Genomic DNA, 21,261 nt, shown 5'->3' with positions numbered 1-21,261 from the left:
CTAATCATGTCGATAAAACTCGATCTTCTTGAGAAATAAAACGAATTTTTAAAATAAGCTTGCTAATTATAAAAACCGTGGTATTATTAGTACAAGAGAGATTAGTGAAAGATAACCCTTAAAGAAAAGCTTTGCTGTGCGTCTATTCCAATAATCAGCAATATGCATTGCTTTACTTTTTTGCTATTCTCTTTTATTTATTATACAAAAGGGCTCTGACCAGCTCTTTTGTATATATTCTGCGTCATACTTGAAAATATTTTTTAGTCTTTCTTTAACAAAGGGGGGCTTCTAAATAAACACGAAGATTTTCCAGCACTTTTTCACTCAGCCGAACTTTAGATAATGTCGATGTTCCTGCCGCCTTATTTGGACAAAACACATTTGGGTACCTGAGCAGCTCTTCTGCTCCAAGCCCGCCTGCCGAATCGCTCAAGGCATAATTTTTCTCATTGCAGAGCCATCTTTTCAAAGCGTTAATATTGTGTGATGGGCCGATTGATGTATTAACAAAAATTTTTCCATCTCCAAAAATTTCAAACTCACGCTCGTTCATTAAAATGACATTTTTATTGAGGCATGTACACAGAATATCTACCTTTTCAAGCAATCCTTCCTTGTTCATCCATATAAAACCTTCCTGCTCTTCAACATCTGGTTTTCTTGTCCGGCTAAAATAATGCACATTTGCACCAAAAAACTTCAAGGCTTTAGCGACCATTGTTCCACTGGTTCCCAGTCCCATAATACCAACGTTTATATTTGTCAGTTCCATCGGCGCACTCTTCCACATAGTGCCACCAAACCCGTGCAGCAATCGGACAAGCTCGCTGATCACATATTCCGGCACACCTTCATCGCCATAATCACGGACCCCTTTAACCACAATTCCTTTTTCCTCTGCCGCAGCGATATCGACATTGGCGTTCTCCGGTGCATACAGGCTGCAGCACATCCCAATATACTTAATATTCGGGCAGGCATTCAGCACCTCACTGTCAATCTGGCTGGTATAGCTCAGAAGCACCGCGTCGGCATCGCCGATCCGTTTGATAATCGCCGCATTATCCTCTGGAATGCTGTAGTAAAACTGTACTTTTTCTGCATACTGCGACAGCCTGTTTTCTGCTTCCGGTGTCAGATTCAACCGTTCAATTGCCACCATTTTTTTGAACATACTTTTTCCCCTTATATAAGCCTCTTAAATTAAAACTAGTTTATCTTTTCTTCATCCGCATCGCTGTATCTCCGGCCAACCTTCACTTCATCGCCGACAATACCCTGTACAACAAAAACATTTCCCGGAGGACACCCCTTTACGGAACGGCCTTTACCCTTGAGCGGATTAGTGCATTTTCCGATTAACACAGTGTTTTCCGGCGTGGATTCCGGCGGCAGTTCTTCTTCTTTTACCGGCCCCACTACCAAGATTTTTCCTTCCAGATACTGGGTTAATTCCTGGCTTTTCAAATCCATCAATGAGCTGATAACGGTATTTCGACAGCCTGTACAGGCTCCTTCAGCAAAAATCAGCTTATATGGCGGCAGGCCTTCAATTTCCACTTCACTCGAGCGTTTGAAACGGTGTTTAACGTCTTCAATGGGTTTTCCTTTGATCTCAATTTTATCGAGATCCATTTCTCCAAGCCCTCTGGCATTCGCCTCAACCGTCAGCATTGGTTCATCCACCTTGTAGCCCATAATAACACTGGCTACCGCGTCACAAGCAACAACATCCTTTGAAGCAACAATGAGATCCATTACAACCGTTTCGCCAAAAATCGGCCCCAGACCCTGCTGACAAAATGTACCGTCAATAACATTAAGGACAGGCTTTACCGTCTGGATAATGTCGATGACACCGTTTATTACGCCAATGGAATGAAACTCCTTTTTCTGTACATCGCCGATCAGCCCTTTAAGATTTTTTAGTCCAAGGGTAACTTCTGTCTGGTCATGTGTTTTCATAACAGGCACTGTGATAATGGCGTCGGCCTCTGCCACAACATCCCAGGAGCTCAGCTCACTGATTAGTTTTCCGTCCGGCACAGGGATTTTAACTTTTTTTGCCTGCTTTTTTAAGTCGATAACCGAATAGCCTTCTTCTCGCAGCTGGTCATACCCGCACGCTTTTATGACTTCCTCGGTATCAACGCCCGCTGCGCTGGACTCCGCGATGATCGGCACGCCTCCTTCATCTTTCACCATCTCAGCAATAGCCTTAACAACTTCCCAACGTGTAACGCCGCCGGACAAGCGATCATCTGGCACAGCCACCAAATTGGGTTTAATTAGGACTTTGTACCCAGGCTTTATGATGTCGCTGAGACCGCCGCAATCAGCAATGGCTTTCTGCACAGATGCCTGAATACTTGCATAGTCGTTTCCTTCAGTTTTTTGAATTGATACTACTGACATTCCTTTTACTCCTTTCTACTTTACTGGAATGCTTTTACGCTATTCCACTATACGGAATCATTAATTCCATATTATAGTCAAATTATATCTGGTATCTGTGCAATTGTCAATATGAAATTTATTGTAAAAACCATATCTCAAAATAGGGAACTGTTTTTAAATCCGCAGTTACATGATTCTCTCATTATAAAACTCAACTGCTTCCAACGCTTCTTCAAGTCCAGAGGCAAGGTGCTCATTTTTTAATTGGTATAGCGCATCATCATAGCGATTCTCCCTGATACCCATGATGATTTTCCTCATACTTTCAATGACCTGTTTTGCATAATCATTATCCCTTTTGCGATATTTGAAAATCAAAACCATAATTCTCACAAGCTCATCCTGAAGGTTGAGGTAAATCTGATCAATCCTTTTATTGTCTAAAACACTGACCATTGTCCGGTGCACCTCGCTGTCCGCATATTCAAAGGCATAATAATCATGGTAGCTGGCTTTCATACGGACAAACTTCTCTTCAAGTTTAAACGAAAAATCCCAATTTAACTTTTTTTCAAAAATGGTGTCCAGAGCCTTGACCTCCAGAATCTCCCGGATTTCGTAAATCTCCCTTACATCCTTTACTGAAATTCCCTTCACATAAACTTTTTTGCGGAAGCCTGTCTCAATCCATCCCTCATTGGTTAATTTTTGGATCGCGATATGAACCGGCATACGGCTTACTGAAAATTCCTCAGCCAGATTTGCTTCAGTAATGGCAGTCCCTGGTGGATAATCAAGTGTCAGTATCCTTTCCTTGATTTTTGAGTATACTTGCTCCGTTAGTGACTTTTCTTCTTTATATTCTTCTTTCATAATTCCTCCATTTTTTAAATACAACATATATTTTAGTATACTAAAATATATGTTGTATTCATATTATTACTTTCCTGTTTTCTTGTCAAGTTATTTTCGTAATTCAATACTTTTATACAAATCAAAAAAGCCCTCGTGATATATAATGTTATCACAAGGGCTTTTTAAGCATTAACGGATTGTTGAGGATAGCTTATCTACATCAATATATGTAAATCTCTTTTTCAAATCCAGTGAAATCTGAGATGCTGTAGACTGCATCATACCTATAATATTCTCTTTATTGCTTTCATCCAGTCTTATTTTCGGGATACTCGTGCTGATTGCCGCGACAACGCGGTCATTCGCATCCCATACCGGGGCAGCGATGCAAAAAAGGCCAGGTTGAAACTCCTCATCCTCTGTCGCATAGCCATTCCGCTCGACTTCCTCCAGCATTTCATGAAATTCGTTGATATCCTTATTAAAATTCGGCTGCAGCCTGATCATTCTCTCGACTTTATCCCACGGCTGGTATGCCAGCAGGCATCTGCCAAGAGCGGTATTGAGCGCAGGATAGGCTGTACCTACTGTAAAATTGGGACGCAGAATATGCGGGGAGTCTACCTTGGTCAGATAAATGACGCTCTTTCCCTGCAAAATGGCCAAATTGACGGTTTCCTGCGTTCTTTCGACCTGTTCTTCCATATGCGCTTTGGCTACCTCTACCCAGTCACGGCTGTTGGAATAACGGCTGCTGATATTAAAAAACGCAATGCCCAGCTGATATTTTAAAGTATGCGGATTTTGCACCAGATACTGTTTCATAACAAGGGTGTTTACGATTCGCTGCACGGTGCTGGCAGGGATTCCCGTACTCTCGCTGAGCTCTTTGATTCCAAGCTCATCCGCTTTGGAATATTGTTCCAAAATGCTCAGGGTTTTCAGGATCGATTTTGAAAATGAGGTTTCCTTTTCTGCGGATTTCCCTTTTACCGCTGTATTATTTTCATTTTTAGCCGTATTTCTCACCTCGATTCTTTAATTTAGAATTCCCGATTCTATATTACTAACTATATAACAACTATTCTATTTTTTCAATTCTTTTTTTATGTCTGCAATTTACAAAAAAGCCCGAATCGTATCGACCAGTCCTTCAGCGTTATTATCGCAGGACACGCCGAGAGCGCGCAGATCATCGCTGACGTCCACAGCCAGATCGCTGCCATCTTTATTTTCGTTAAGAAGCCCGCCCATGATCAGGTGCGCGTCCATGCCGCTCTTTTCAAGTCCTTCCAGCATTTCTCTTGCAAAGCTGAGCGCAATGCCGTTAAAACTGCTTATCACGATAAAACGGCTTTCACTTTCAATCATCGTATCCAGGATATCCTGCACCGGGACACTTTTACCCAGGTCAAACACATTTGCGCCGGCCTGAAGCAGAATACTTTTCACAATTTCTTTTCCGAACTCATGTCCGTCGGTTGAACCGATAATCACATTAACATCCTGGAGAGCGCCTTCCAGATTCTGGATCTGGTCGCTGATCTCACGCTGGCGTTCATTGATGGTCATGACGATGTTAGTCGGGCGCACCGGGACGCGGCCGCGCATTGCCATCTTATCTGCTTTTCCAACGCCAAAAACTTCTTCGAGCTGCTCTGAACCAATGGATTTTAAAGCTCCCAGGATCTCTCCTGCATGGGTGATATCCACATCCAGATCATCAAGTCCATTCATAATCCGCTCAAAAAAGATTCTGCCGCACGCCACCAACAGGTTCTTCTCGGCGTTTATCTCTGTCCAGTTGATATACGGCGAGTAATAGCGTCCTTTTTCAATCATCATGTCCACCGTCATATGCGCCTGCACAATCTCTTCGATCGACGGAACACGAGCCGCCTCTGTCACAGGAATCGGCGTTACTGCGTGGCCGGTCGGACACTTTGACTGTCCCATGCTGTCTGCCATGACAAAGGAGGACAAAGCGCCAAAGTTGCGGTCATAGTCAAAGCCAAAGTCAATGGTATTGCCATAGATCATGGACCCTGGAGTCTTGTAGGTATTGATTTCCCACATCGCCTGATTAAAGGTCATCCGTAATACAGGATCACTGAAAAGGTTGCCGAAGCAATGGCACATTCGGCCGCCCAGCAATTCCTCTACGATATATCTTTCCATGATGCACCAGCCCACAAGGTTGGCCAGGTCATGGAACTGAGAACCAAAGCCATCGTCAACATTTGAATGGATAATGGTTCCCTGGTCTTTAAATTTTCCCATCAAAACAATGGCTTTAAGCATATCAATGACACGCTGTTCCTCAATATCTACCCCGGGATACTCATAGGTATAGTAGTGCGAAACGTTTCCAATTGTTGTTACACCGGCTGCCAGCGCGTAACGTGTGTTTTCAAAGGAATTGCACGAGGCAATCATATGATCGCCCAGATGGGGCTGAACAGGAACAATCTGGCCAAGCTTCTGCCATTCATCAGGGTCTTTGAACGTCAGCCCTGTCCCTATTGGCAGCTTATCACGGTATTCTGCCGGCACACCCATAACCCAGTCCAGACAAAATCCAAAACGATCGACATAGCTGCCGCGCTTCTGAAGAGTATTGTAAACTTCTTCCACGCCTTTTGCGGTGGCGTCCCATGAGTTCCAGCCAATGTGGCTGTGCTTCATGATATGGCCCTCTTCCGCCATCTTACGCTTATACTCAGCTTCAGACGCTACCCCTTTTTCTTCCATGAACAAGGTTTTCCCAATGACGGTATCTGCGGCCACTTTGCCCACTTCGTCCAAAATACTCTTCATGTCCGGCAAACTCTTATATTCAAATCGTTTTTTCATTTTAATTTCCATGGTTAGTGTCTCCTTGATCCTCTTATTTTTTTATAATACTGTTCATTCCAACAGCAAACGCCAAATTTTTATCAACATAGCTCAGCAGACCCACTGCATATAGAATATAATCCCGGTCCACCACAAAATTACCTGTCGAAGGAAGCAGCGCGTCCTTCTCTCCCTTTTCCCTCCTGAGAACATGCTTCAGGATAGCCTCAGGATTTTCACTGTTAATAATCGGACCGCCTGTGCCGATAATGGTCCGCACATGCGTTAAATTTTTTCCATGCTGCATCCTGCGGCAGTAATTGCTGCTTTTATGCTCAATGACACCCGCGTGCCGTCTGGCCGCCAGGTATGCAGCGCTCTCAGCAATGATCTGGTCAATGCGTTTTTCAAGGGAAGTGTCCGGCAGAAATTTAGTATTGTTCACTCTGTTCGATATGGACTTTTCAAGCAACTCCCCCGATACTCCTATTTCATTTGCGAAAAATTCCATTCCCAGCTCACGCACCAGCACATCGGACGACTCGCGCATTCCCAGGTCGCCCTCAACGGTCCTTCTGGCATAAGGCTCGTCTGCGCCTACAAGCCTTGCCCCCTCATAGGAGGTGTGCTCCGCGTAGGAATGTATGTCCGTTGTCGCGCCTCCGATATCCACAAGCATTAACTCGCCAAGGCCGTCATGCCCCGTGGTCCCCTGAGACATCAGAAGGCCCGCGTCCAAAACCGCTGCCGGTGTCGGAACAATGGGGCCGTCAACCAGCTTGATAATATCGCCGAGTCCCTTCATATCTACAATACGGTTCATAAACAGATGGCGGATAATCTCTTCGGCCACATCAATATCCAAAACCCCGACCTGAGGAATAATATTGGGCGCCTGAAAACATTCCTTTTTATTTTGCAGCAGCTTCGCGCGAATCTCCTGCGCAATCTGGCTGTTCCCGCCATAAATAATCGGACAGCTGATCTGGCTCTGGGCGATCATCTCTGCGTTGTGCCTGATAATCGTCTGATTACCATTTTCATAGCCGCCGCACAGCAGAATCATCTCGGCTGGCAGCGCCTCTATTTTTTCAATCTCTTCGCGCGTCAATGCGCCGCTTGATACGTGGATGATTTTAGCCCCTGCGCCAAAGGCCGCATTTCTTCCCGCAGAAATGCTCAGGTTATAGGTTAAGCCAACCACCGCGATCCGAAGGCCGCCCGCTGCGCTGCTGGAAGCGTACTTCTCAGCGCCGCGGACCACGCTTTCACCAATGGCTTTTCGGATATCCGAAAGACACGCTTCCATGGCAATCCGCGCGTCCTCTCTCACAGTTGACGGATGGCGGGTGGTAAAGACCACTGTCTTCTCCTCCTTACAGATCACTGCCGCCTTCGTAAAGGTACTTCCAAAATCGAATAAAATACTATACTCCATGCTGCTCCCCCTTATGTCTGATAATCTAATTTTACAGATATAATCCTCAAAGTCAAATTTTAAAAAAATAACTCTTTTATCATTCTTTGCCCATAAGCACGTAGGAATAAGGAAGCAGGCATTTTCTGATAAAAGAGTTATTAGCAATATATTAAACTTTGCAACATTCTGCACTTCTTATCGGCGCATCATGTCTGTGATTTCGAAGCGTGTTCGATATGGTTATTTTAAGCAGGAGGTGTCTTCTCCGATAAGATTGTTACAAAGTTGCTGCCCAATAATCTTATATCATGGGAAGATACCGCGGATTCTTGTCGCCATGCTCAGGCGCTTAAGCCCAAGAATATAAGCGGCCACACGGAATGTCACGCCATCGGTATCATGGATATTCTGAACATCACCAAAGCTGTCAATCATTATTTTGCGCAGTGTGCTGTTGACATTGTCTTCATCCCAGGTCAGATTCTGAGTGTTCTGAACCCATTCAAAGTAAGATACGACAACGCCACCGGCGTTTGCGAGAATATCCGGGATAACGGCTATATTTCTCTTTGTAAGAATTTCATCGGCTTCCACGCTTGTCGGGCCGTTAGCGCCCTCAACGATTAATTTTGCCTGAATACGGTCTGCGTTATCCGCGGTAATCTGGTTTTCAAGCGCGCAGGGAATCAGCACATCACAGTCGCAGCACAACAGGCCGTCGTTATCAATTTTTTCGACGCCCTCAGCGCTGTACCCTTCCAGAGAATGGGTGCTGCTGTTTGCGATATAGGCTTCCAGGTCACGGATATCCAGTCCGTCTGCCTTATAGTATCCGCCGGAGACATCGCTGACACCAACGATCTTATAGCCGGCTTCGGACAACAGGCGCGCAGTGGTGCCGCCAACATTCCCCATACCCTGTACGGCAATGCGCAGAGATGGCGAGTCGATGCCCAGGTATTTAAAGGCTTCCATGGCCACAATGCTGACGCCGCGGCCGGTTGCTTCATTTCTTCCAAGGGACCCGCCGATATCAATGGGCTTTCCTGTGACCACGCCAGGAACAGAATAGCCTTTGAACATACTGTAGGTATCCATGATCCAGCCCATTACCTCTGCGTTTGTGTTCACATCCGGCGCGGGAATATCGCGTTCTGGCCCGATAAGCGGTAAGATTGCCGCGGTATAGCGTCTTGTCAGGCGTTCCATTTCTCCTCTGGATAATTCCGAAGGATCGACCTCAACCCCACCCTTGGCGCCGCCGTATGGAATGTTGACAACCGCGCATTTAAAGGTCATCCACGCTGCCAGGGCCTTTACCTCGTCGATATTGACATTGGGATGAAAGCGGATACCGCCCTTGCTTGGGCCGCGGCCGCTGGAATGCTGCACACGGTAGCCCTTGAACACGCGAATGGAGCCATCGTCCATATGTACGGGAACCGCTACCTGCAGTTCTCTTTCAGGATAAGTGATTGTGATGTATTCATTTTTGTCTAAACCCAGCTTACCTGCGGCTGTGTCTACAACTTCCAAAAAGTTATCATAAGGATTGTATTCTGATTTTTGATTGTTCAATTTCTTACTCCATATTAATCATAAATTTTAAAGGTTTGGTATTTTGGTAGAGAGATTAATGGTATTTTTACATTTTTATTTTTTGCTTATTTATTTCAAGAGGGGGATAGAGGATTGTTTATCTTTAAAATAAATTAATAGTTTTTCTTAACGTATGCGTCAATTCGCTGAAGGGCTTCCTTCAGATTTTCGTCTGAATTCGCAAAGACAAAGCGCATATAGCCTTCACCCATGCTGCCGAAAGCAGAACCCGGCACGGTGATGACCTTCGCCTCGCGGACCAGGTCTTCAGCAAAGGCCTGTGATGTTTTTCCAAAGGCTTTAATGTTGGCAAATGCGTAGAAGCTGCCTGGAGATTTTTTTACACTAAATCCTGGAATCGCGTTGAGGCCGTCAATTAAAATCTCACGGCGTCTGGTGTAGTCTGCAATCATCTGCTGCACTGCGGTTTGGGGACCCTTCAGCGCTTCGATGGCAGCCACCTGTGTAAAGGTGGACACGCAGGACACCATCCCTTCCTGTATCTGGGCCATTCTTTTTGTCAGCGCGCTGTCTGCCAGCAGATAGCCAATACGCCATCCTGTCATGGCATAGGCTTTTGAAAAACTGTTCATGACCATAACCTGGTCTGTCAGTTCTGGTATCTGCGCCATACTAAAGTGCTTGTGCCCGTCGTAAATGATTTTGTCATAGACTTCATCTGAGAAAACATACAGATTGTATTTTTCAACAACCCTGGCGATTGCTCTCACATCCTCTTCTTCCAGTATGGAACCAAGAGGGTTGCTCGGGGAATTGAGAATAATCGCCTTGGTTTTGGGGGTTATGGCCTTTTCAATATCCTCTGCCTGAATTTTATAGTCATTTTCTTCATAGACAGAAACCGTTACCGGTTTTGCCTTGGTGATCATAATCTGGCCCAGGTAGTTGGGGAAACACGGGTCAGGCACGAGCACCTCATCTCCGGGGTTAACAATGGTTAAAAGTCCCAGGGTCAGCGCCTCTAAAGCACCGACGGTAATGATGACATTATCTGCCTGGTAACCGCAGTTGTAATGGGCATAGCTTTCGGCTACAGCCTCACGCAGCGCTGGCATTCCTGCATTTGGGTTGTAGTGGGTAAATCCATCGTCGATGGCTTTCTTTGCCGCGTCCTTTACATTCTGCGGCGTATCAAAATTCGGCTCACCAACGGTTAAATTCACAATTTCCTTTGGGTCATACTGTGCTGCTATCTCAAACATTTTCCGGATTCCCGAAGCCGGGTATTCATTCGCTACCTGCGAAAAATAAGTATTGATCTCGTTGCTCATCTTTATTCTTCCTCACTTTTATCAGAGTGGATTCCTGCCAGGTGCGCTGCGAACTCCTTCTTTTTCTCCAGATTGGAAAGCTTGGAGTACATGACCTTCTGAGCCTGGGGTGACCCCGCGCCATGCATGCTTTCCACCAGTGCCGTACCGCCGGTCATATTTTCGATCAGGCGGCCGATGCGCATCCGGTCCTCGGTCGGCACATCCGCCACGCCTTTCAGGTATTTATCCACATATTTGCCGATTTCCGGATTCCGCAAATCAGATTCCGATGGCATTGTAGCAATTATACCACCGCCAATATCCTGTGCCAAACGGTCGATGTCGTAAATCAATTGTGTCACATTGTGTTTACCGACATTGGCCAGCAGCGGGTCTACAAAATAGGCTCCGGATTCCGTGGGCTTTCCTTCGCAGGAGCACGCAAGGGAGCAGGCATAGAGGGTTTCAGTCAGGTGAATCATCTCGTTGATCTTTTCCTTAACATGGCCCGCCTTTCCATAGCCGCTGTAGTCTGCCATAAGCGCAGCCGCGCCGACCACAACATCGGAAACACCGCCCTTACAGCCGCCGTAATTCTGTCTGTGGTAGCAGGCAAAACGTTCGACCAAAAGCCCAGAATAAGGTGTTTCGCCGCACATGAACACACGCTCCCACGGGACAAAAACATCATTGAGAACCGTCAGGCATTCGCCGCCGACAATACCGAATTTTGCGTTGCCCTGGTCAATCTCACCTTCCATTTTCCGGTCATCATTTGTCTGACGGCCAAAGATATGGATCACTCCCGGAGCGTCTACCGGCAGCGCGCAGCAGACAGCATAGTCTGCGTCGTCTTCCCTCATTCCCATGGTGGGCATAATCAGCATCTCATGAGAATTGACCATCCCGGTCATATGCGCCTTCGCGCCCCGGATGACAATGCCATCTTCGTTTTTCTCCACAACATGGACAAACAAATCTGGGTCTGCCTGCTGGCTTGGGCGCAGGCTGCGGTCACCCTTTGGATCTGTCATGGCTCCGGCAATCATCAGGTCATTTTCCTGCACATACAACAGAAATCTTTTAAAGCGTTCATGGTATTCTGTCCCCAGCGCCTTATCCATATCATAGGTAACGGAATAGGTCGCGTTCATGGCGTCAAAGCCCACACAGCGCTGGTAGCAGGTGCCAGTTTTCTGGGAGATCATACGGAGCATCTTAACTTTTTTTACCAGATCGCTGGCGCTTTGATGGATATGCGTAAACCGGTTGATCTTCTTTCCCGTCAAATGGGAAGTGGTGGTCATCAGGTCTTCATATTTCTCACTGCCTGCCAAAGCGTAGGTCATGGAAGCTGCATTGACATGGCCTTTAATAAATGGATGGTCGATGACCTTATCGCTGTCGATGAGCTCTCCCTTTATATACACTTTGATATCCCGATCGCGCAGGCTGTCAATATATTCGCGTGCTGTTTTCATCTTTTTCTCCTATTTCACCCAATCTCTGCGTATTTTTTCCCATGTTTCATCTCTGCCCTCGGTGATAAGCGCAATATCATTTTCATCAAGATGTGAAAAACGACCCTGCTTTGAGAGATAATTCGAAACATCGGCAAACTCTTTAGGATTGCGGTTCAGGGTAAATTCCTTGTTTTCGTACTCTGCCAAATACCACAGGCCGTTATCGACGGCCTCTTTCGCCAGCTCAATTGAAATATCTGTGGGTGTCTGCCAGCCTGTCGGGCAGGGAGCCAATACATGGATAAAGGATGGCCCGTCACAGTTCTTGGCTTTTTCCAGCTTTCTCAAATAATCTTCCGGATAGCCCACACTGGCGGTAGCTGCGTATGGGATTTCATGGGCTGCGATGATCTCAAAGATTTTTTTCTTTGGCCGAGCTGCGCCGTGAATATTTTTCCCTGCCGGTGTGTTTGTGGTCTTCGCTCCATAAGGTGTCAGGCCGCTTTTCTGGATTCCTGTGTTCATATAAGCTTCATTGTCATAGCAGATAAAAATTTCCTTATCGTTGCGGTCAATGGCGCCTGACAGAGCCTGGAGTCCAATATCGGAGGTGCCGCCGTCTCCGGCAAAGCCGACGACATGGTAGTCTTCAAGCCCCAGGGCCTTGGCGCCCGCCAAAACGCCCGACATCACTGCCGCAGTTGCGGCAAAGGGAGGAATAATCCCGTTGACAAACAGTGGCATATGCGGATATACAAAAGCAACCGTTGACATACAGTTTGGCGGGATAACCGCAATGCTGCGTTTTCCCAGCACCTTGAGTGCCAAACGAATCGCAAGCGCGCCGCCGCAGCCACCGCAGGCCTTATGACCATAGAACAGTTCTTCATTTGGGATTGTTTTTGCATTAAGCACCATAATCAATGTCCCTCCTTACATTAATAAATTCAACAGGCTTTTCCGTATTGCCTTCCAGCAGCGCGTCAAAAATACTACTGATATCTTCCTTTGAGATACTGCGGCCGCCTAAGCCACCAACATAATTATAGGTCGGTACATCCACACCCTGCTGCTTGAGGGCAGAGTTAAAATCAGAGTAGACTGCGCCTTCAAATCCAAAGCTGATATCACGTTCCATGACACCGACCGCTTTAGCGTTTTTAACGATCGCTGCGACCTTTTCCGTTGGGAACGGCCGTACACAGCGAAGCTTCAGCAGGCCAACCTTCTTGCCTTCTGCGCGGCAGGCATCCACAACGACACGGGTTGTTCCCGTCACACTGCCGATTGTCACCAGGATTACTTCCGCATCCTCACACTGATATGCTTCTACCATACCACCGTAGGTGCGTCCGAAAAGTCTTCCGAATTCCTCGTCACTTTCGTCAATCACCTGCTCAGCCTTCAGCATTGCGATCTGCTGCTGATAACGGAACTCTGTATTATAGGTCGGTCCCGCGGTAATACAGGTGCTCACCGGGTCCTCCAGATTAAGCTTGTTAATGTAGTCCTGATACGGGATATACGCGTCTACTGCCGCCTGATCGGTCATCTCAAGAGGCTCATAGGTATGGGTTAAAACAAAGCCGTCCAGGTTGACCATAACCGGCGTCATGACCTCAGGATCCTCGGCGATTTTGAAAGCCTGAATGGTGGTATCAAAGGCTTCCTGAACGTTTTCAACATACAGTTGAATCCAGCCTGATTCCAGCTGAGATAAAGAGTCTCTCTGATCACCGTAAATATTCCAGGGCGCTGCCAGTGAACGGTTTGCGTTCATCATAACAATTGGGAAACGGGAACCGCTGGCATAGTGCAGGCCTTCAACCATGTATAAAAGCCCCTGGCTCGATGTTGCGGTAAAGGAGCGGGCGCCCATGGCTGCGGAGCCGATAACAGCCGACATGGCGCTGTGTTCAGATTCCACATACATGTACTGGCAGTCAAGACTGCCATCCTCTACATAATCCGCCAGACGTTCTACTACAATTGTCTGAGGTGTGATGGGGTAAGCGGCAATCACATGTGGTTTTGCCTGTCTGACCGCCAATGCGACCGCCTCGTCGCCGGATACAAATAATTTTTCGCTCATGCGTCTGCCTCCTTAATCATCGTAATGGCCTCAACCTTACATGCTTTCGCACAAACGCCGCAGCCTTTACAGTAATCATAATCTATTTCAAGGATGTCTCCTGATTTATCAATGGTGCCATCGGGACACACTAAAAAGCAGCGCAGACAGTTAACACATTTTTCCGCGTCGATCACCGGCCGGAATGTCCGCATCCCTGAGCTTACGTCAATCAGATGGCCTGAACGTGTCGACGGCCCCATGGGCAGCTGCTCGATCGTGCCTGCCGGCTGTGACGGCGATAATTTAGGTCGGTTCATTTAGAGTGCCTCCTTTACAGTATTATAGGTTTCTTCCAAAAGCGTTTTATTCTTTGCCCGCACTTTTTCAGGGAGCTGCGTATCAATCGCCTTATAGATGGAGTCAAGGCTTGTCAACTCTGTGGCCGCTGTCAGCGCGCCCAATAAAGGGACATTTGTGATGGGCCGTCCAAGAATTTTCAGCGCAAGGCCTGTCGCATCGACGGTTATAACCTTGCAGTCCTCACAGTCGCTGAAATCAAATGCCTCTGCCGGTTTCATTGTATTGATAATCACCTTTGCCCCAGGCTTTAACCCCGCCTTAACCGGCGCGCCTAAAAGCGTCTCATCCAACACAATAGCACAATCACAATCGACAACATCGCTTCTATCCTTGATTGGCTCATCATCAATTCGTGTAAAAGCTAATACCGGAGCCCCCCTGCGTTCTGGGCCGAACGATGGAAAAGCCAACGCCGATTTATCGTCGCACACAACGGCATCTCCCAAGAGCCGGGCTGCTGTGAAGGCACCTTGTCCCCCACGACCATGCCAACGAATTTCAATCATTTAATACTTCCTCCTTTATTCCATAATATGGAATCATTAATTCCATATTTGTATTATAGTTCCATAATCAGGTTTTGTCAATTCCATTTTCTAAAAAATAATAAAAATTAAGGTGCTTCATTGAAAGGGATTTTTGACCCAAAAATACGTTTAACAAATGAACCCATTTCAGCAATTCCACAATATAGAATCTATATTTTTATATTATAGAATTTTGATCAATTTTAAATATTATAGAATATTTTAAAATCATAATATTGTATTTTAATTGATTTACTTGCTATATTTATTCTGTTATAATAAGAAAAAATCGCCGGAGGAGCGTATGGACAAAAAATTCAATCTGATTGCAGCCATCTTCATTATCTTGTTTTTTTCGATGATTTTGATTGTTACCTCAATGATGAAAATACAGCCTGGCAGTTGGTTGCCAGAAGGCGATTCCATCTGCTGCATTACCCTTTACCCGGACGAAACCTTTGAATCCAACATTTATGGAAATGGAACCTATACGGTTCAGAAAACCAAGGTCATACTCCACAGCAACACTGACATCACCCTGACCATCATCCGAAAGCCCCTAAAGCTCGCCCTCTATGACGGACAATCCCAAAATTATTTTTACCATACAAATACAGACTTCAAAAAATAAAAAAAGCCCTGGAAAACATTCCAGGGCTCACTTAATAAAGCAAAGCATTATTACCAGTCAAATTGTAATTTCATACTTTTTCTACCGTTACCATCATGTTATCAAACTCTAAACGGGCCCTTTTCCAGAATTTGTTCGACAGCTCCGGCTTTTGTGCTCCCCTTTTGAAGTTTTGAGCTGTTTTCAGGCGCGCGCTTTCCCAAAAACGGATACTTATGTTTTAAACTCAAAAGTGGATCACATTGTGCCAGCTTTATCGCACTGGCTAATCTCTAAATCACTGTAAACTACACACCCAGCAAAGTGCCTTTTCCAACTTTTCTTTCCATTCACTTTAACGCATTCAGCTAAATCAGCGTATTCGTTTTTGGCGGCTGGCTTAAAGTTCATCTTCAGCGGCAATGCCTGGCTGCTTTATTCTTCATTGATTTAACTTAATCATACGCCATCTGCCTCCTGCCTGCAAGCCCATTAAGAGAGCAGTTTTCTCTAAACCCCACTTTTTTCACAGATGTCCGCCAGACGGCAGCGTTCACAGTGCGGCTTCGTCCTGGCCGTACAAATTTCCCGCCCGTGGAGGACCAGGCGGTGGCAAAAGCTGTTGCCCTCTTCCGGCGGGATGAGCTTCCACAGTGCCATCTCCACTTTTTTGGGGTCCTTGATGTTTTCCACCAGTCCCATCCGGTTAACCAGACGAATGCAGTGCGTATCTGTGACAATAGCCGGTTTTCCAAAAACATCCCCCACGATCAGGTTTGCGCTTTTTCTTCCCACGCCTGGCAGCTTTAAAAGTGCGTCAAAGTCATCTGGCACCATCCCGTCATACTGGTCCCGGAGAATCTTCATACAGGTGCTGATATCTCTGGCTTTGCTTTTACCAAGACCGCAGGGCCGCACAATGGCCTCGATTTCCTCAGGCTCTGCCTGAGCCAGGGCCGCTACATCCGGAAATTTTGCATAGAGCTCCTTAACTACCACGTTGACGCGGGCGTCGGTGCACTGCGCCGCCAGCCGCACACTTACTAAAAGCCGCCAGGCTTCTTTCGGGTCATATTCCAGACTACACTCCGCATCAGGATATTCTTTTCTGAGCCTGTCGATTATTTCTAAAGCCCGTTTCTCTTTTGTCATATAAAGCCCCTTTCTTTTTATGCCTTGCTTAAAACTTATAGATTTTTTCATAAGGCACTCATATTATAATGAATTGGTCTGTTCTTCCTTTGATTATATCAATATTTTGATAAATCACAAGACACAGACCTTCGCAAATCAAAAAAATTTAGCTTTTATATAAAAAAAGAGGCCGTAGTTCCACAGCCTCTTACACGTTGTTTCCTTCCCCTCTACTCCACCGGATCGTGGCTTAAAAGAAACAATGTCGTGATTTCCTCTGCATATCTTCCCTTCTCCCTCGGGCACCGTTCAGTAATTCCAAAACCTCGGAATATCTCGTTCCCAATCACCAAAATTAAGTACAGCGATTGAATAAAAAAGGAAAATAGCCTATAATTAACTTTGCGTTACTCCTCTTTTTCTTTTCAGGCTAATAGTTTTTTTCGTGCGTTATTTTTTCTTTTAGCGTAGTTTTTCGTTCTTCAAAAAAATTAACCCTTATAAAAATAAATTTTAGTGTAAAGTTCCCATTTTGAGCATAAAAAAACTGGGTTTCAGAATCTCTGAAATCCAGTATTTATGCAGTCTGGCGGAGAAGGAGGGATTTGAACCCTCGCACCGCGTTAACGGCCTATACCCTTAGCAGGGGCACCTCTTATAGCCACTTGAGTACTTCTCCACATTTAATTAATGTCAGCTAAAAAAGACTACGTTTTTTCACTGACCTATTCAGTTTTGATGGCCGAGAGGGTGGGATTCGAACCCACGTGGGCTTGCACCCTAACGGTTTTCAAGACCGCCCCGTTATGACCACTTCGGTACCTCTCGACTCGAAATGCAAGATTAATTATAACAGGGGCTAAGGCCCCTGTCAACCATTTTTTTCGTGATTTTTACTGGTTTTTTTTATGTTTTCCTATTTAGAGTTTAACTATCCAGCCCAGATCATCTTCAACAGTTCCGGTCTGCATTCCGAACAGGGTATCGTAAATTTTCTGAGTGTATTCGCCGATTTCACCGTTATTAAAGCTCATATCCTCACCCTGGTATTCCAAGCCGCCAATCGGTGACACAACAGCCGCTGTTCCGGTTCCAAACACTTCTTCAATCTGGCCCTTATGATACATATCTACAAACTCGTCAATGGTAATACGTCGTTCGATAACTTCCTCACCCCATGAGCGCAGAAGCTCAATAACACTTTTACGAGTAATTCCCGGAAGGATAGTTCCGTGAAGCTCCGGCGTGATAAATTTACCATCTACTTTAAAGAAGATATTGCTCGTACCTACTTCTTCAATGTATTTACGTTCCGCGCCATCAAGCCAGAGAATCTGTTCAAATCCTTCATCATGGGCTTTTTCCTGTGCTGCCAGACCGCCTGCGTAGTTACCGCCGCATTTAGCCTCGCCTGTACCACCCACAACGGTTCTTGAGTAGATATCTTCCACATGCATTCTCGCAGGCTGCAGGCCTGTCGCGTAATATGCGCCTACCGGGCTCAAAATAATAATAAATTTATAATGAAGACTGGTGCGAACGCCGATAAACGGATCTGTTGCAAAGACAAAAGGACGAATATACAGAGAGGTTCCCGGTGCGTGAGGCACCCAGTCCTGGTCAAGGGCGACAAGCTGCTTTAAGGCATCAAATACAAATTCTTCATCGATCTGAGGAATACACATCCGGGCATTTGAACGGTTCATACGCGCAAAATTTTCCATAGGTCTAAAAAACTGGATATCTCCCTCTGGCGTTTTATAGGCTTTCATTCCTTCGAAAACTTCCTGAGCATAATGCAGCACCATTGCCGCTGGCGAAAGCTCTATCGGGCCATATGGGACGATTTTGGCATCATGCCAGCCTTTACCTTCTGTGTAATCCATGATAAACATATGATCTGTAAATTCAGTGCCAAAAACCAGGTTGTTTTCATCCGGCTTTGGTTTTAACTGTGTTCTTTTAGTAATTGTGATTTCCATAATTCTTCCACTCCAATCTTTTTAAAAACACTCTGATATATAGTATACATTCATTGTATACAAAGAACAAGTGCTAAAATAAAAAAAAGGGCAAATTTGCCCTTTTTATATGTATTTTTAATTGTACACGATGAATTTAGAAGTACCAGTTCCCTGCAATGCATACAGAACCGCTGGTCTGATAACTTCTGAAGCTTGTAAAATTGTGGCTGCGGATGCCGCCTTCCATACAGTCTGTAACAGCCTGCTGTACAGCTGCCGGAGCATTACCAAGATACTGGGTATAATAACCGTCAAGGTAAGAAGCGAACTGACCAGGTGCCGTTAATACACTTACAGCATCCGGTCCCCAACCTGCGTCGACACGGTTCATAACACAGGAGATAACCCCCATTGCTCCTTCATAGGAAGTACCGCCCTCATGTGCAACAATCGCACAGATCAAATCAAAATCACTGCCTGCAGACTGAGTCGCATTTCCAGCACTCGGACTTGGGCTTGAAGCAAGACTTTCAGGAACAGCTTTCTTTGTTCCAACTTCCACGACTTCTTTAACTGGTTCAACCTTTGTATTCGTGGAAATATTTTCGCGTTTTACTTCCACGCCGTCCTGATAGGTTACTTTATCAACAAAATCAGCTTTTCCAACGACACCTTGCGTTACAACATTGCGTGTGCCTTCTTCAAGCTCTGCATTTTCTTTTTCTTCAGTTTCAAAAGGAATATCCTTTTCGCCAGCTTCTTCCTTTACTTCGATACGAGCAATGGTTACATTTGAAACATCAGTCGTTAACGCGGTTGAAGGCGCTGGTGTCACAATATCATCATCGTCGTACTGAATGTTATTATCATTCAACAGGTCACCTACTGTTTCAGCAGCCGATTTATAATCAACCGTCTTTCCATCAACCTTGATCTGGCCAACAGCATTTTTCTTTACTGTAACGGTATCTACATCTTTAACCTTTTTATCCGGATCAACGCTAATTGTATATTCTTCACTTACCGGATACCCCTGATCCTGAAGAACTTCTTCCACAGATTTTTGCAGCTGCGCATTGATAACTTCTGTCTTAACAGCGTCGGCTGCAGTCGCTTTATTTTCGTCTAAAACAAGTTCGACATCCTTAGTCGCATTAAACGCACAGGTTACGCCAATAATAACAACCAGAACAAACAAACCAGAAATAATTGCCGTTTCCTTTTTATACCTCTTTAAAAATCTCTTAACTAATGTTAACTTATTCAAATCGTGTACCCCTTTTTTACTTGTTTTACAAATTCATAGTATAGTTTACAAGTTCGTTACAAAATAAATTTTAACAAGATTTTAGATGTTTGTCAAGTTTTTTAAGCATTTATGCTATAATAATGGCTATTGGAGGATAATATGACGAAAAATATTTTAAATTTTCATAAAGAAACTGCACGTATTTTTGCCGAAAATCTTTTACAATGGTTTTACAAGTCAAAACGTGCCTTGCCTTTTCGCGAGACCAAAGACCCCTATAATATCTGGATCTCGGAAATTATGGCTCAACAAACCCAGATTGATACACTTATTCCCTATTATCATCGTTTTGTTGAGGCTTTTCCGGACGTAACAGCTCTGGCAACTGCGCCTGAGGATAAAGTTTTAAAGCTCTGGGAAGGACTAGGCTATTATTCCAGAGCGAAAAATCTTCATAAGGCAGCTAAAATAATCCATGAAGAATATGACGGTATTTTTCCAGATCATTACGACGCGCTCATTAAGCTCCCCGGCATCGGGCCGTATACCGGCGGTGCCATCGCCAGCATTGCTTTTAAAGAAAAAGTACCTGCTATTGACGGAAATGTCCTGCGTGTAATTTCACGCTTTAACAACTATAGCGGTGACATCGCTGATGTCAAAGTAAAAAAAGCCATTACTGACTGGGTCGCTCAGGCTATACCAGATGCTCCCGGCGATTTTAACGAAGGCCTCATGGAACTCGGCGCTCTGGTTTGTACCCCAACCAACCCAAAGTGCATGATTTGCCCAGAGAGGAATATCTGTGAAGCCTTTAAAGAAGGAACGACGAATCAATTACCCATAAAATCAAAAAAACAGCGTCAGAAAAAGCTTGAAATGGAAGTTGGGATTATCGATATGGGCGGTGCCCTTTATCTTGTTAAACGTCCAGAAAAAGGGCTTCTCTCCGGCTTGTGGAGTTTCCCTATTATAGAGGAAGAAAAAACTAAGCCTGGTAACGCTATCCGTCTAACTTTAAAAACCGTTTTTCCTGATCTACCCGAAGGGAAAGTTATTGGCAACAGCAAGCATGTTTTCAGCCATGTTATTTGGAATATGACTATCTATTATTTTGAAATTGATCCTGTGATGGCTGCTGAAGCACCAGAAAAATATGGCGATGCCCAAGCCGCCTTTAAAGACCGTGAACAACTGGCTGCGGTGGCATTGCCAACGGCATTCTCTAAATTATTAGCGTTGCTGTAAAAAAGAAAAAAGCAAAGAATCAAAGGAATGATTCTTTGCTTTTTTAATAATCAAGCCTTACGTTCAGGAAGGCTTGCGGCAGATTGCCGCCACGCACTTCCGTGTCCTGCAGACACTCCAGTCGGGGGCTGCACCCCATAAAAAAAAGATGATCATTGGCCCTTTGCAAGTACACTTGCACGGGCCACTCACCATCTTTTTTTGCGCGGCTTAAGCTTGAACGCAAAAAGACCCCGCGATGTCCTATCC

Annotated in this window: 19 protein-coding genes and 2 tRNA genes; 2 read left to right on the top strand and 19 right to left on the bottom strand. The window is 45.3% G+C overall.

The genetic code is table 11. The features are described from left to right. Positions 1-274: 274 nt before the first annotated feature. The 13 genes from DW091_RS00110 to DW091_RS00050 form a co-directional block, all read right to left on the bottom strand. Positions 275-1,177 carry a D-isomer specific 2-hydroxyacid dehydrogenase family protein gene (locus DW091_RS00110; protein ID WP_058693131.1) on the bottom strand — a complete coding sequence of 301 codons (903 nt, stop codon included), beginning with the start codon at positions 1,175-1,177 and terminating at the stop codon, positions 275-277. 35 nt (positions 1,178-1,212) lie between these two features. After that, on the bottom strand, positions 1,213-2,418 hold the full coding sequence (locus DW091_RS00105; protein ID WP_038351923.1) for a DUF362 domain-containing protein: 1,206 nt from the start codon (positions 2,416-2,418) through the stop codon (positions 1,213-1,215). Between the two features lie 168 nt (positions 2,419-2,586). After that, a complete protein-coding gene (locus DW091_RS00100; protein WP_158577784.1) occupies positions 2,587-3,273 on the bottom strand; it encodes a GntR family transcriptional regulator in 687 nt (228 codons plus the stop codon). 171 nt (positions 3,274-3,444) lie between these two features. After that, positions 3,445-4,284: an IclR family transcriptional regulator gene (locus DW091_RS00095; protein ID WP_118517097.1), complete on the bottom strand. Its 840-nt coding sequence runs from the start codon at positions 4,282-4,284 to the stop codon at positions 3,445-3,447. Positions 4,285-4,374: 90 nt separating this feature from the next. Beyond that, positions 4,375-6,120: a cobalamin-dependent protein gene (locus DW091_RS00090; protein WP_118517096.1), complete on the bottom strand. Its 1,746-nt coding sequence runs from the start codon at positions 6,118-6,120 to the stop codon at positions 4,375-4,377. A 22-nt stretch (positions 6,121-6,142) separates the two neighbouring features. Then, positions 6,143-7,528: a glutamate mutase L gene (locus DW091_RS00085; protein ID WP_118517095.1), complete on the bottom strand. Its 1,386-nt coding sequence runs from the start codon at positions 7,526-7,528 to the stop codon at positions 6,143-6,145. Positions 7,529-7,816: 288 nt separating this feature from the next. Then, positions 7,817-9,088: a Glu/Leu/Phe/Val dehydrogenase gene (locus DW091_RS00080; RefSeq protein ID WP_118517094.1), complete on the bottom strand. Its 1,272-nt coding sequence runs from the start codon at positions 9,086-9,088 to the stop codon at positions 7,817-7,819. Positions 9,089-9,222: 134 nt separating this feature from the next. Then, complete coding sequence (locus DW091_RS00075; RefSeq protein ID WP_118517093.1) at positions 9,223-10,401, bottom strand: pyridoxal phosphate-dependent aminotransferase; 1,179 nt, start codon at positions 10,399-10,401, stop codon at positions 9,223-9,225. A gap of 2 nt (positions 10,402-10,403) precedes the next feature. Next, positions 10,404-11,864: a 4-hydroxyphenylacetate 3-hydroxylase family protein gene (locus DW091_RS00070; protein WP_096920562.1), complete on the bottom strand. Its 1,461-nt coding sequence runs from the start codon at positions 11,862-11,864 to the stop codon at positions 10,404-10,406. 9 nt (positions 11,865-11,873) lie between these two features. Further along, positions 11,874-12,764, bottom strand: coding sequence for a thiamine pyrophosphate-dependent enzyme (locus DW091_RS00065; RefSeq protein WP_058693122.1), 891 nt, complete (start codon positions 12,762-12,764; stop codon positions 11,874-11,876). Continuing rightward, entirely contained in the window at positions 12,754-13,938 is a 1,185-nt protein-coding gene (locus tag DW091_RS00060; RefSeq protein ID WP_118517092.1) for a transketolase C-terminal domain-containing protein, read from the bottom strand. The genes DW091_RS00065 and DW091_RS00060 overlap by 11 nt, the downstream gene beginning before the upstream one ends. Next, on the bottom strand, positions 13,935-14,237 hold the full coding sequence (locus DW091_RS00055) for a 4Fe-4S binding protein (RefSeq protein WP_118517091.1): 303 nt from the start codon (positions 14,235-14,237) through the stop codon (positions 13,935-13,937). The genes DW091_RS00060 and DW091_RS00055 overlap by 4 nt, the downstream gene beginning before the upstream one ends. After that, positions 14,238-14,786: a 2-oxoacid:acceptor oxidoreductase family protein gene (locus DW091_RS00050; protein WP_038351934.1), complete on the bottom strand. Its 549-nt coding sequence runs from the start codon at positions 14,784-14,786 to the stop codon at positions 14,238-14,240. Between the two features lie 325 nt (positions 14,787-15,111). Here DW091_RS00050 and DW091_RS00045 point away from each other — a divergent pair, with 325 nt between their 5' ends. Next, on the top strand, positions 15,112-15,438 hold the full coding sequence (locus DW091_RS00045; protein ID WP_096920564.1) for a hypothetical protein: 327 nt from the start codon (positions 15,112-15,114) through the stop codon (positions 15,436-15,438). Between the two features lie 489 nt (positions 15,439-15,927). On the opposite strand, the gene nth is transcribed toward DW091_RS00045, so the two are convergent. From nth to DW091_RS00015, 5 genes are all read right to left on the bottom strand, one after another. After that, positions 15,928-16,569, bottom strand: coding sequence for an endonuclease III (gene nth / locus DW091_RS00040; protein WP_118517278.1), 642 nt, complete (start codon positions 16,567-16,569; stop codon positions 15,928-15,930). Positions 16,570-17,138: 569 nt separating this feature from the next. Beyond that, positions 17,139-17,230, bottom strand: a tRNA-Ser gene (locus DW091_RS00030). A 60-nt stretch (positions 17,231-17,290) separates the two neighbouring features. Then, positions 17,291-17,379, bottom strand: a tRNA-Ser gene (locus DW091_RS00025). A 92-nt stretch (positions 17,380-17,471) separates the two neighbouring features. Beyond that, on the bottom strand, positions 17,472-18,533 hold the full coding sequence (locus DW091_RS00020) for a branched-chain amino acid aminotransferase (RefSeq protein WP_096920565.1): 1,062 nt from the start codon (positions 18,531-18,533) through the stop codon (positions 17,472-17,474). A 136-nt stretch (positions 18,534-18,669) separates the two neighbouring features. Beyond that, positions 18,670-19,782, bottom strand: coding sequence for a G5 domain-containing protein (locus DW091_RS00015; RefSeq protein ID WP_058693117.1), 1,113 nt, complete (start codon positions 19,780-19,782; stop codon positions 18,670-18,672). Between the two features lie 141 nt (positions 19,783-19,923). On the opposite strand from DW091_RS00015, the gene mutY reads away from it, so the two are divergent. Then, positions 19,924-21,012, top strand: coding sequence for an A/G-specific adenine glycosylase (gene mutY, locus DW091_RS00010; protein ID WP_118517090.1), 1,089 nt, complete (start codon positions 19,924-19,926; stop codon positions 21,010-21,012). Between the two features lie 43 nt (positions 21,013-21,055). Here mutY and DW091_RS20390 read toward each other — a convergent pair. Then, positions 21,056-21,261, bottom strand: a 206-nt coding sequence (locus DW091_RS20390; RefSeq protein WP_207665232.1) for a hypothetical protein, incomplete at its 5' end; no start/stop codon positions are given.

It is taken from the genome of Eubacterium sp. AM05-23, assembly GCF_003477535.1.
In the GTDB taxonomy this organism is placed as follows: domain Bacteria; phylum Bacillota; class Clostridia; order Eubacteriales; family Eubacteriaceae; genus Eubacterium; species Eubacterium maltosivorans.
The sequence above is the reverse complement of the archived record's forward strand: the minus strand, read 5'-3'. Positions and strand labels throughout refer to the sequence as shown.

Excerpts from the sequence above, each read along its gene's own strand:
- DW091_RS00110 (WP_058693131.1), bottom strand. The coding sequence starts at position 1,177 with ATGTTCAAAAAAATGGTGGCAATTGAACGGTTGAATCTGACACCGGAA.
- DW091_RS00105 (WP_038351923.1), bottom strand. The coding sequence starts at position 2,418 with ATGTCAGTAGTATCAATTCAAAAAACTGAAGGAAACGACTATGCAAGT.
- DW091_RS00100 (WP_158577784.1), bottom strand. The coding sequence starts at position 3,273 with ATGAAAGAAGAATATAAAGAAGAAAAGTCACTAACGGAGCAAGTATAC.
- DW091_RS00090 (WP_118517096.1), bottom strand. The coding sequence starts at position 6,120 with ATGGAAATTAAAATGAAAAAACGATTTGAATATAAGAGTTTGCCGGAC.
- DW091_RS00085 (WP_118517095.1), bottom strand. The coding sequence starts at position 7,528 with ATGGAGTATAGTATTTTATTCGATTTTGGAAGTACCTTTACGAAGGCG.
- DW091_RS00075 (WP_118517093.1), bottom strand. The coding sequence starts at position 10,401 with ATGAGCAACGAGATCAATACTTATTTTTCGCAGGTAGCGAATGAATAC.
- DW091_RS00070 (WP_096920562.1), bottom strand. The coding sequence starts at position 11,864 with ATGAAAACAGCACGCGAATATATTGACAGCCTGCGCGATCGGGATATC.
- DW091_RS00065 (WP_058693122.1), bottom strand. The coding sequence starts at position 12,764 with ATGGTGCTTAATGCAAAAACAATCCCAAATGAAGAACTGTTCTATGGT.
- DW091_RS00060 (WP_118517092.1), bottom strand. The coding sequence starts at position 13,938 with ATGAGCGAAAAATTATTTGTATCCGGCGACGAGGCGGTCGCATTGGCG.
- DW091_RS00055 (WP_118517091.1), bottom strand. The coding sequence starts at position 14,237 with ATGAACCGACCTAAATTATCGCCGTCACAGCCGGCAGGCACGATCGAG.
- DW091_RS00050 (WP_038351934.1), bottom strand. The coding sequence starts at position 14,786 with ATGATTGAAATTCGTTGGCATGGTCGTGGGGGACAAGGTGCCTTCACA.
- DW091_RS00045 (WP_096920564.1), top strand. The coding sequence starts at position 15,112 with ATGGACAAAAAATTCAATCTGATTGCAGCCATCTTCATTATCTTGTTT.
- nth (WP_118517278.1), bottom strand. The coding sequence starts at position 16,569 with ATGACAAAAGAGAAACGGGCTTTAGAAATAATCGACAGGCTCAGAAAA.
- DW091_RS00020 (WP_096920565.1), bottom strand. The coding sequence starts at position 18,533 with ATGGAAATCACAATTACTAAAAGAACACAGTTAAAACCAAAGCCGGAT.
- mutY (WP_118517090.1), top strand. The coding sequence starts at position 19,924 with ATGACGAAAAATATTTTAAATTTTCATAAAGAAACTGCACGTATTTTT.